Annotated in this window: 14 protein-coding genes and 2 pseudogenes; 4 read left to right on the top strand and 12 right to left on the bottom strand. The window is 45.8% G+C overall.

Annotation, left to right across the window (positions count from 1 at the left end):
- The 3 genes from F6J99_RS45865 to F6J99_RS45855 form a co-directional block, all read right to left on the bottom strand.
- The coding region (locus F6J99_RS45865; RefSeq protein ID WP_365974924.1) for a transposase at window positions 1-421 on the bottom strand (421 nt) is incomplete at its 3' end.
- A 23-nt stretch (window positions 422-444) separates the two neighbouring features.
- Window positions 445-852, bottom strand: a complete 408-nt coding sequence (locus F6J99_RS45860; RefSeq protein ID WP_365974920.1) for a hypothetical protein — start codon at window positions 850-852, stop codon at window positions 445-447.
- Window positions 843-980, bottom strand: coding sequence for a helix-turn-helix domain-containing protein (locus tag F6J99_RS45855; protein ID WP_365974918.1), 138 nt, complete (start codon window positions 978-980; stop codon window positions 843-845). Before F6J99_RS45855 ends, F6J99_RS45860 begins: the two co-directional genes overlap by 10 nt.
- A gap of 203 nt (window positions 981-1,183) precedes the next feature.
- On the opposite strand from F6J99_RS45855, the gene F6J99_RS35380 reads away from it, so the two are divergent.
- On the top strand, window positions 1,184-2,602 hold the full coding sequence (locus tag F6J99_RS35380; protein ID WP_293120189.1) for an ATP-binding protein: 1,419 nt from the start codon (window positions 1,184-1,186) through the stop codon (window positions 2,600-2,602).
- A gap of 107 nt (window positions 2,603-2,709) precedes the next feature.
- Here F6J99_RS35380 and F6J99_RS35375 read toward each other — a convergent pair whose 3' ends face one another.
- Window positions 2,710-3,969 (bottom strand): S-layer homology domain-containing protein, encoded by a 1,260-nt coding sequence (locus tag F6J99_RS35375; RefSeq protein WP_365974916.1) that lies wholly within the window; start codon window positions 3,967-3,969, stop codon window positions 2,710-2,712.
- Window positions 3,970-4,327: 358 nt separating this feature from the next.
- Between F6J99_RS35375 and F6J99_RS35370 the strand changes: the two genes are divergently transcribed.
- Entirely contained in the window at window positions 4,328-4,468 is a 141-nt protein-coding gene (locus tag F6J99_RS35370) for a hypothetical protein (protein ID WP_293120187.1), read from the top strand.
- A 165-nt stretch (window positions 4,469-4,633) separates the two neighbouring features.
- Here F6J99_RS35370 and F6J99_RS35365 read toward each other — a convergent pair whose 3' ends face one another.
- Window positions 4,634-5,062 carry a TerB family tellurite resistance protein gene (locus tag F6J99_RS35365; protein ID WP_293120185.1) on the bottom strand — a complete coding sequence of 143 codons (429 nt, stop codon included), beginning with the start codon at window positions 5,060-5,062 and terminating at the stop codon, window positions 4,634-4,636.
- A 59-nt stretch (window positions 5,063-5,121) separates the two neighbouring features.
- Between F6J99_RS35365 and F6J99_RS35360 the strand changes: the two genes are divergently transcribed.
- Both F6J99_RS35360 and aat read left to right on the top strand, forming a co-directional pair.
- The gene (locus F6J99_RS35360) at window positions 5,122-5,340 is read left to right on the top strand and encodes a hypothetical protein (protein WP_293120183.1); all 219 of its coding nucleotides are present in this window, start codon (window positions 5,122-5,124) and stop codon (window positions 5,338-5,340) included.
- Window positions 5,341-5,382: 42 nt separating this feature from the next.
- A complete protein-coding gene (aat, locus tag F6J99_RS35355) occupies window positions 5,383-5,967 on the top strand; it encodes a leucyl/phenylalanyl-tRNA--protein transferase (protein WP_293120181.1) in 585 nt (194 codons plus the stop codon).
- A gap of 12 nt (window positions 5,968-5,979) precedes the next feature.
- Here the strand turns inward: aat and F6J99_RS35350 are convergent, their stop codons facing one another.
- The 7 genes and pseudogenes from F6J99_RS35350 to F6J99_RS35325 form a co-directional block, all read right to left on the bottom strand.
- The gene (locus tag F6J99_RS35350; RefSeq protein WP_293120179.1) at window positions 5,980-6,576 is read right to left on the bottom strand and encodes a hypothetical protein; all 597 of its coding nucleotides are present in this window, start codon (window positions 6,574-6,576) and stop codon (window positions 5,980-5,982) included.
- Window positions 6,548-7,036 (bottom strand): annotated as a pseudogene (locus F6J99_RS35345) (transposase); the annotation flags it as partial. The gene F6J99_RS35350 and the pseudogene F6J99_RS35345, both read right to left, overlap by 29 nt.
- Window positions 7,037-7,125: 89 nt before the next feature.
- Window positions 7,126-8,370 (bottom strand): reverse transcriptase domain-containing protein, encoded by a 1,245-nt coding sequence (locus tag F6J99_RS35340; protein WP_365974922.1) that lies wholly within the window; start codon window positions 8,368-8,370, stop codon window positions 7,126-7,128.
- Window positions 8,371-8,379: 9 nt separating this feature from the next.
- Window positions 8,380-8,466: pseudogene (locus F6J99_RS45850) on the bottom strand (reverse transcriptase N-terminal domain-containing protein); the annotation flags it as partial.
- A 74-nt stretch (window positions 8,467-8,540) separates the two neighbouring features.
- Window positions 8,541-8,744, bottom strand: coding sequence for a reverse transcriptase N-terminal domain-containing protein (locus tag F6J99_RS35335; RefSeq protein ID WP_293120177.1), 204 nt, complete (start codon window positions 8,742-8,744; stop codon window positions 8,541-8,543).
- A 292-nt stretch (window positions 8,745-9,036) separates the two neighbouring features.
- Window positions 9,037-9,216 (bottom strand): hypothetical protein, encoded by a 180-nt coding sequence (locus F6J99_RS35330; protein ID WP_293120175.1) that lies wholly within the window; start codon window positions 9,214-9,216, stop codon window positions 9,037-9,039.
- Between the two features lie 80 nt (window positions 9,217-9,296).
- The gene (locus F6J99_RS35325) at window positions 9,297-9,464 is read right to left on the bottom strand and encodes a transposase (protein WP_293120191.1); all 168 of its coding nucleotides are present in this window, start codon (window positions 9,462-9,464) and stop codon (window positions 9,297-9,299) included.
- Window positions 9,465-9,652: the final 188 nt, after the last annotated feature.

The raw sequence follows: 9,652 nt of genomic DNA, 5'->3' as shown, positions 1-9,652 counted from the left end.
TCCCTCGATTGAGTCCTACTGTGTTGAGGTCTTCTGCAAAGATTGTCTGAGCTTGGTCACAGAGTAAATGGGCTGTTTTCAGATGAAAGTCTTTGCGAGTATTCGCTATTTTTTGATGTAGTCTGGCCACCTTCAGTTGTGCCTTTTCCCAGTTATTAGAACGCTTTTGCTTTCTAGCTGCTCTGCGTTGCAGCAATTCCAGCTTGCCTTGCAGTGACTTGAAAAACTTAGGCCGTTCAACTGTGAAACCGTCTGAAGTTGTCAGGAATTTCTCTAACCCAAGGTCGATTCCGATTGCCCTGCCTACAGCAGGGTGATCAGGAATATCGACATCCAGTGCCATCGATATAACAACATACCATTGTGTCTGTCTAGCTTTAGCCAAGACTCTAACCTGTTTGACCTGGAATCCTTCGGGGATTTCCCGATGGAGCCGAATCGGAACTAAGCCAATCTTGAGGTGCGACCCGTGGCGAATTTAATTCGCCAACGGAAAGCGCACCTCGTTGGAAGTTTGATATGTGCATTACTGACTGGATTAGATTTGAATTGAGGAAACACAAATGATTTGTATTGCCCGCGTTTCTTGAATCTAGGAAACCCAAACCCTCTAGACTGCATTGCTTCCCATGAGTCATGTAACCGCCTAACGGTTGTTTGCAAAACTTGGGAATGCACCAAAGCTAGAAATGGGTTGGTTTTCTTGGCCTTGGGTAGATTGTTTTGTTGACGGTGATAACTAGGAAACGGTGTATCGGCAGGAATGATGTATTCCTTGTCAATGGAACACCTATCCACAGGTGCGACCCGTGGCGAATTTAATTCGCCAACGGAAAGCGCACCTAAGGACATTTACGACTAGCAATCCAGTCTTTCAACTCCCTCAATGAGTAGTTATAGACTCGTCTACAAGTCTCAAGCCAGTCTTTGAGGATCTGTTGTTGATCCTGACTGGGATAAATCCTGTATGTGTAGTTCATCATCAACATATCCCCTATTCTACCACACTGAGGTGACAATGGTAAATGCTTATAGGGTGGGCATCGAACCCACCCGCTCAGCCTGGGGGATACATGGACTCCCCCAGACCCCCTCGCTAGTTAAGGGGTTCGACATTATAGAAGTAAAGCTGATAGTGGCTTAACTTCCAGTAGGATTAACCCAGATCACTCATCTATAGCTCATGTTCACTCGCGTCAGTTCAGAATTTGTCTCCCTGTGTCGAAACCAAGTGGCTTTATTAACCCAAGGACTGGGAGCAGCTAGTGGTGCTGTATATTTAACGGAAGAATTCGTTGAGGGCAATCAGGCAAAGCTAATTCCTGTGGTAGTTTATCCGGAAACAAGTACCGTGCGGGATATGAGTGATCCTGACTGGGTTTTGCCACAGAAAATAGGTGAGATTGATCAGATTCCTAGATTGTCCAGCAGCTTACCTCGGCTACTCCCTCAGGGAAATAACCAAGAGCAAGATTTGGGTTCAACCTCTTTTGTAGGATCTGAAAATTCTCTGCAGCAGCAGCACCAAATCGTTTTACCTCTAATCCATGAAGGGATAGTGATGGGATTATTGGTGAGTGTTCGTGATGATAGACCTTGGAATCACACAGAACAGGCAAGTGTGGAACGCATTGCTAGAACCTTAGCGATCGCATATGTCATAGAACAGCGTCAAGGTTGGTTTGAGCAGCAGTTGACTCAGCAAAGACGTCTACAGGCAAAACAACGGGATATGCTCGATGATCTGCTGCATCAATTTCGTAATCCCCTGATGGCGTTACGAACCTTTGGTAAGCTACTGCTGAAGCGACTGGTACCAGGAGATAAAAACTATCCAGTGGCTTCGAGCATTATACGAGAAAGCGATCGCTTACAGGAGTTGCTGCAACAGTTTGATGCTTGCCTGGACATGAACCAAACCGATACAGCATCCCTCACGTTACCTGTAGCTACAGCTGAGGCTTCTTCATCCCCACAATCAGATGATATTGGGGAGATTTACCCAACTAGTCACTCCGAACCACACTCCACCCTAGGGGAATTTCCCCTACTCACGGACAAAACTGTTCCTTTGGAACTGTTTGCGGTCAAGGATGTCTTAGAACCCTTGCTTATATCTGCTGACGCTATTACTCAAGAGGCTAATTTGGAGTTGCATTGCTCTATTGCCCCTAACTTACCTTTGGTGAAAGGGAATCCTAAGGCTTTACGGGAAGTCTTGAGTAATTTGATTGACAATGCTTTGAAGTACACCCCAGCTGGGGGAAAAATTGATATCCAAGTTGGTGTTGGACAATGGCTTTCACATGGTAATGCCATAGCGATCGCAATTAGTGATACTGGTCCAGGTATTGCTCCAGAAGACTTAGACCATCTGTTTGAGCGGCATTATCGGGGAGTTCAAGCTAATGGTCCTATCCCTGGCACTGGTTTAGGATTAGCGATCGCAAAAGAACTCATGGCATACATGCAGGGTGATATTGAAGTCTTGAGTCCCGCCAAACTACTATCGACTGAGGAAAATGGGGAATTATCCATTAGTCATGGTCAAGATAACTCAAGGATTGGAACAACCTTTATCGTTTGGTTGACTTACGCTTAGTAGACCTTTAGTAATTGGTCAGTAGATAGTTGTTGTTGACCGTTGAGAGGTTGGCTGTGATTGGTTAATCTATTAACCTCTCAACAGTTAACTATCCACATATCTAGTTACCGACTGCTAATCACCAAGTCAGAGTCGATGGTAAGCTGTAAGTCGGTTTCTGGTTCAACCACAAATAGGTCAACACTGCTGCTACCGAATAAACGTTTGCCGATATTTAAAGCGATACCAGAACTAACTCCAATCAAGATTTCTTCTGTAGCGATCGCACGGTCACCGGTAACGGCAGAGATAGCAGCGGCAGCAGCGGTACCAACTGCTGCATCTTTTAGGATACTTCCTGGATTGCTACCCTTGCGAATGGTTTCAGTGGTGGTAATTTCCTCAGAGGTGGCATTAAAGGATAGGGTTTCACCATTGATCAACAGCCGCTGAGCTACAAACTGAGCTCCCTCTTTTGTTGCACGCAGTTCGCCAACCACTTCACTACCAGCAGGAATCAGCAACTTGCCCTCATCAGCAGTGGTAATGTTTAGATCCACTGTCAGGGTTAGGGGAATAGTTTCCTCTTGGGCGAGCAGAATTTTATCTTTTTTGTACTTAACCGGAATAGAAGTACCTGCAGGAATTGTGAAGGCTACAGGTGCTGGATTGGGATCGATAATGTATTGGGAGCTAATCACTGGAGCTTGTTCTGTTGCCACCAGCGCTTGGTACATAAAAGCTGCAACTTCTGCACGAGTTGCATTCCGAGTCGGATTGAGAAAGGCGACGTTAGGATAATTAACCACCAAACTATTTTCTGTAGCAGCAGCGATGGGAGCACGGGCAAAGTTAGAAATTTGGCTGCCGTCCCGGTAGAAACTGATCAGCTCTGAGGTAGAACCGGTGGAAGAGAAATTCAGTCCATTAGAAAGGGCAACTAAAACTTGTTCACGGGGAATATTTTGTTCAGGTCTAAAGATATTACCAGGATAACCACTTAGAAATCCGGTTTGGTAGGCTTCCTGAATGGCAGGATTTGCCCAGTAGTTGGAAGCAACATCCACGAAAGTGTTGCCACCGCGAATGGCGGGTTTATTGAAATCTTGATTTGCTTTACGCAGCATTGCCGCAAACTGAGCGCGGGTCACTGGTGCATTTGGTCTGAAGGAGCCATCAGGAAATCCGGCAATAATACCACGCTGGGATAATTCCCCAATAAACTCACTTGCCCAGTAGTTGGATGAAACATCGATAAAGTTAGTGCTTTGGGCCAAGGAGGGAGCAGGTGCGACTAGGGGAGCCATGGTGGTGGCGGTGAGTCCAAGGGCTAAAACAGCAGCAGTTCCTGATTGAAAATGATTTAGGTTAAGCATGGAAGGCATTCTCTTAAATTAATGTGTTCTTAAGTAAATAGAACCAATCAGATGCTAGATGTTCCTAGGTTCAATAAAATTGTTTTTTTTGCTCAAAATAAGCATAAAAAACCAGATTGCGCCTGTTTAATAGCAATAATTTCGGCACAATCTGAGTAATTTGACGCTAGTAACATTCCATGAGTTGCCAACCACTTGCCAGATCAAAAATTGTCACATTAGCCCAAGGGGGTGGGGTGACCGGTTGACTGGGTGTGGGGTGTAGTAGGAGGGTGCTCAGGGTGACCCTAGAGCTAGAGTTGCTGGGTAAGGACTTACCCAGCACTTAGCCACTGACCTACTGTAAGGATATGCGCTACGCACACGCGTGCGCGTTCAGCCGTCAGCCGTCAGCCGTCAGCCTTGTGGCACAGGCTTTGGCCTTGGCCTTGGCCTTTGGCCACGCGGGGCGCGTTTGGCCACGCGGGGCGCGTTTGGCCACGCTGTGCGAACGACGCGCTTGAGGTAACTCAGCATTATTCCAATGCTTACTTGTTTTATTCCAAAGCTGAACGCGCACGCGTGCGCTAATCGCTGACCGCTGATAGCTGATAGCTGATAGCTGATAGCTGATAGCTGACCGCTGATAGCTGATAGCTGATAGCTGAATGCTTACGACCTACTGAGGCAGTAATCAATCAGTAAACTGCTTATTAATCCACCGGCGGTAAATTTTTTGAATTGCTTTGAGTACTTTTTGACTACTCGACTGCTGAGATGGAATGCTGGGGTCGAGTAACTGCAACCGATTGAGAAGTTTGGCTTCTTCTGTGTCTACCAGCCCATCGCTATAAATTAAGGCACTGAGGGCTTCAATCAAGCGCTGATAGTCTTCTGGACTAGGGCGATCGCCTAAATATTGTTCCACCCAACTGTAGCATTCATCTGCTGACACAGCTTTGAGTTCATACAGTAACGGTTTAATCTCTGGGTCGTCAGCAACTCCATATTGCTGGGCGACTTTATACAGATATTCCCGTTCCTCTGCCTGAACTTTACCGTCTATCCAGGCGGCACCGATTAAAATTTTGAGCAACTGTTTGACACTAGAATTTGTAACCATGACTTTATCTCTCCAGTAGGGGGGAACCGAACCAATACAGCACTTGTTGCCAATCAACCTTGAATCATCAACAGCTTGCCACGATTAGGGGAAAAGGGAAAGTGGAAAGGGAAGAGGGGGAAGAATGGGAAGATTGGGGAGACGGGGGAGAACTTTGTCAAAAAACCGGGTTTGTCAAAACTAACTTAGTTAGACCCCTTAATCTAGGTAAGAAACCTGATTTCTTTAAAGCCAATTTTTTTTTACAGAAGTGTCAACCGCTAGTATGTTACGTTTAATTTTACTTAACTCATTTAGTTCTTCCTCACACACTTCTGTTAATGGAAATCGATATTGATTACTTAATTCAAGGGTATGCTCAAGGCTATTTCCTGATGGCAGATGATACTGGTAATTTAGGCTGGTACTCAAGCCGCAAACGTGCTATAATTCCTCTAGATGAGCGTTTTCGCTATCCTAAATCTCTGCGTCGTGTCCTAAATCAGGAACGATTTAGTGTCAGTATTAACCGAGACTTTTTAGGGGTAATGACTGGTTGTGCTGACCGTGAAACTACTTGGATTTCTCCAGAAATTAAGGAAATTTATTGGCAATTTTATAAGGCTGGATGGGCCTACAGCTTTGAAACTTGGCAGGGAAATCAGCTGGCAGGAGGAATTTTGGGCATTGTAATTGGTGGAGCGTTCATTGGTGAATCGATGTTTTATCGGATTCCGGACGGCTCGAAGGTGGCTATGGTTAAGCTCGTAGAACGGTTGCGCCATCGCAACTTTTTGCTGTTTGATGCTCAGATGATGAATTCTCACCTAGAACGGTTTGGTGCCTGTACGGTAAATGAGCAAGAGTATAGTCTGCTGTTAGAGAAGGCAATCGCACAAACCTGTTCCTTTGATGAACTTATCTAACTCAGCTAGGGCTTACTTGCTCCACACCGCCAAACCTCCTCCCCGACCTCTAGCAGCAATGCAACGGTTTTCCACTAGAAAGTAGGTGAAGAATGCTTGTTCTTTCAAGGGTTGCTCATAGAACCTAGTTTCCCGGTCTTGTCCACCTTTAATATAGCCTTGATACAGTGTTAGACTAGATAACGATATCCTGATTTGACTAAAGTCGAAAGCTAAGATATTCGTCTTAGGATAAAACTTCGTAGGACCGGTGAGAACTATCTGAATTGGTCCGAGTTGAACAGCATTTTGAACCGTTCCTTGGTCTTGAGAAGACTCTGATGGGGAGTAGGATAGGTGAATCTTGATCCACTTTGGCAGAAATCGTCCACTACCCAAGATCACCCCTGCTCGTTGGCGCGATCGCTTTGTCCCAGTAATAAACCCTAGTCGCCAAGTCCCGATCAGTTGTGAATAGCCATGGCTGACTTTGGTTCGTTTAGCTGTTGTCTCTGCCTGAATTAGTGCCTCGACTACAGCTTCAGAGGTCGGTGGTGTAACCGATGGACTTGTTAAAAAGTGACATACTCCCGACGTTGCCCTAACGGGACAACGCGGGCTTCCTTCCAACACCACCCAACGGTTCGGTTACTCGGAAAGCTTTACTGCTAACGGGATGCCCCACCGCCAATTTGAGGATATTTTTAGCCGCATTCACATCCCTGTCAGCCACATAACCACAGTGAGGGCAGGAATGAACGCGGTCTTTTAGTTTTTTAGGAACTTTCTTCCCGCAATTGGAACAGTTCTGGCTAGTATTTCTAGGATTTACTGCTTTCGCTACCAGCCCAGCATTTAAGGCCGTAGGCCACGCTACGCGAACGGCTTTGACTGACAGTATTGAAAGAAATTGACCCCATCCAGCGTCTAGAACTGATTTGGCCATCTTGGTTCTAGCTAGACCTTTGATGTTGAGTTTTTCATGGACTACTAGATCGTGGTTATCTAGCAACCCTTTTGCCGTCTTAAAATGGAAATCTTTTCGGGTGTCGGCTACCTTTTTGTGAGCCTTTCCAAGTTTGATTACGGCCTATTACGGTCGATGCTGGGGATTAGCCCAGGCACCTCCGCTCCAAAGCCGTACGTGAAGGTTTCCCCTCATACGGCTCCTAGATTCTCTCAACCAATAGGCTTGTCAATAGACTTGCTCCAATGAATCTGTTGGTGACAACTTTGGTGAACAGCCATTAGATTGTTTTTCTTCCAGTTGTCATGATTTCCATCGATGTGGTGAAGGTGTATCTTTTCCTCATCTATGAATCTCATCCCACAGTATCCACATGAATGGTGTTGTTTCTTCAAGGCTGTGGCAGTATGATTGTCGTAGAGTTTGCTGTTGCGCTCACTCCAGTAAACTAAGTCTCCGTCATATGGGGACTTAGTCCCTGCGACCATCTTGTGCTTATTTTGTCTGTACCCTACTTCTGGGAATGCTTTATTACATAGCTCAGTTGCTTGATGGCTACTCACATTCTTTTCCTTTCGGAATTTCCGGTGTGCCGTTTTGCTCATGAACCATAGGTTGTCCCGGGAGCTTCCCATATCACACCATTTGTGATAGTGTCGCCACCCTCTTACAATAGGGGCTAACTTTTTAGCTTTGACTTTTGCACCATAATTCGAGCTGTTGACCACGGTTTTGATTTTCTCGCGTATTTTCCTGTGATTGTCCACTGAGGGAGTGCAATGGAATTTTCCGTTGTGTTTGACTCGCATGTGCCAGCCAAGGAAGTCAAATCCGTCTGTCGTTTTGGTTACTTTGGTCTTTTCTTGACTGATTTCGAGACCCCGTTCGTCTAAGAATTTTTCCACTTTTCTGAGGATTTTTTCGGCGTCATCTTTTGGTTTTAGGAAGATTACCATGTCGTCCGCATACCGGACTGATGGGTGTATATCTTCTATTCCATCAAGTGCGATGTTGGCGAGTAGCGGGCTGACCACGCCTCCCTGGGGCGTTCCTTGTTCGTGGAATTCCGGGCAGATGCCAGCTTTCAAACATCTGAATATCCCCATCTTCAGGTTAGCTGGTGCTAACAACCTATCCATGATGGATTTGTGGGAGATTCGGTCAAAACACTTTTTGATGTCTAATTCAATGACCCTTTTTTTGATACCGTTATTTGATGCATTCAGGTGGCTGAATACGTATTTTTGGGCATCTTGCGCACTACGTCCAGTCCTAAACCCGTAACTCCGGGCGTGAAAGGTTGCTTCGTGGGCAGGTTCGAGGGCGTATTTTACTAGACATTGCCAGGCTCTATCGGCGATGGTTGGTATTTTTAACATCCGGATTTTCCCATTCTTTTTGGGAATTGGTACTTCTCGTAGTCCGCTATGAACCCAGGTGTGGCCATAGTGGTTCAATGTTTCTACCAATTCAATTCGCTCGCGGTAATTTAGGTTTTCCTTTCCATCAATACCGGCAGTGCGTTTTCCCTGATTTAGCTGGGTCACTTGACGGACGGTTAGAAGTTACCGCAAGAAGAGTGGAGCCTTTACAGTTTGAGGTTCTTGCGCAAAAGGGTTAAAAATTATTAATTAAGGCTCCACTCTTCTAAGGTTTCATCTCCGGCCAAAAGTTGAGCTGAACGGGATTTCATAACCAGTTTTTGTAGAGACCTAGCTTTCCTCAGGTCGCCAGCTTGAACCGCTTTGTATATTCTTCGTTGTAGGCGGAATAAGTTTTGGCGGAGTTTCTTCCACTTCTGACTCTTCCATAGTTCGCTATGTTTACTCATGCGTCTAACCGTACTCTACTTTGTTGAATATATTCTGAGAACCCGTGCCCAGTTTTGAGCACATCTTACCCGACAGTGGGGATTAGGTTTGGCATAACTTACCGAGGTTTCGACCGTTCCTCAGACCCATGTTCTGCTGTCGTTTTTACTCGTTCCATTTATCAGATTGTTATGACGATTTAGGCCAGTCCAATTTGCCTATCCTCCTCTCGGAGATTACAGCTATCGAAAAAACAACGCTGTGAGAGTAGAGGATGTATTCCACATTGTTTGTTCAGGTTGTGGTTGACAACTAAGACACTTTTATAGGACTACTTAGACCTTGTCGTCTCCCCGTTAGCGCCAGTGTTGCTACCTGCTTTTGGTCAACTGATTGCGCCCTGTTGCCAGCTTCACTCTGCGGAGTTGCCGCCCGCTCGGTGTGGCCAGATAGGGAGTCACCTGTCTCCTCAGTGGTGGGACTTTCACCCACATCCGATTAATAGTTAGGATTTCGGGTTTGACCCCGCAAATCCCCCTAGTCATACCCCTCTCTACCACGAGAGATTCCTACTAGGAACGAGCCGCACTTTTTCGGTTGTTACTACCTTTTTTGGATCTGCTGACAGCTTTTTGGATTTTTTTAAGACGCTTTTGAGCTTTCCTATAGAACTGAGGAATCGGAACCTCCGTTCCGTCAGATTTAACCAGAAACGACTTAAGACCCATGTCAATCCCAATAGGATTAGTTACACTATCAATCGGTATAATATTGGGGATGGTATCATCCTGGATTGATAATGATTACGGTCGATGCTGGGGATTAGCCCAGGCACCTCCGCTCCAAAGCCATACGTGAAAGTTTCCCCTCATACGGCTCCTAGATTCTCTCAACCTCTCGGCTTGTCAATAGACTTGCTCCAATGAAT

Origin of the sequence: Moorena sp. SIO4G3 (assembly GCF_010692305.1) — a bacterium.
Classification (GTDB): domain Bacteria; phylum Cyanobacteriota; class Cyanobacteriia; order Cyanobacteriales; family Coleofasciculaceae; genus Moorena; species Moorena producens_A.
The sequence above is the reverse complement of the archived record's forward strand: the minus strand, read 5'-3'. Positions and strand labels throughout refer to the sequence as shown.